Below are 425 nucleotides of genomic sequence, written 5' to 3' on the forward strand. Positions count from 1 at the left end.
GTTTACAATATTGTAACCCCCAATGCTGTCTTTGGCCCTAAGGTTTGAACGGCCCATGGTTGCTTCAATGCCTTCAAAATTATAGGCTTTGTTTTGATGGCCATGCCCGCAAATGGCATATTGTATATTTCTTGTTTTTAAACGATCAGTTACTTCATACCAATTGTCAAGACTATTGTCAATTGGGTAATGATTAATAAAAACAATAGGCATTGACTTTGGTGTTTTTTTGAGCAAACTGTCGAGCCAAACAGTGGCATCTCGAGGGATGTGACCATCGCTCATGCGCACGTAGGGTCCGGAAGCGCAGGCTATAAATCGATAGCCATTGTGGTCGAAGGTAAATTTGTCATTGCCAAATTCCTTTATAAAAGAAACACCACCAGATTCGGACCAACCTGTATCATGATTGCCGGGAATTACAT

1 protein-coding gene is annotated in these 425 nt (G+C 41.2%); it reads right to left on the reverse strand.

The window, feature by feature from the left end; translation table 11 throughout:
* A partial coding sequence (locus JHD69_RS20475; protein WP_370583547.1) for a metallophosphoesterase family protein occupies positions 1-420 on the reverse strand: 420 nt, incomplete at its 3' end.
* Positions 421-425: the final 5 nt, after the last annotated feature.

This window comes from Pedobacter sp. ASV12, from assembly GCF_016429155.1.
Classification (GTDB): Bacteria; Bacteroidota; Bacteroidia; order Sphingobacteriales; family Sphingobacteriaceae; genus Pedobacter.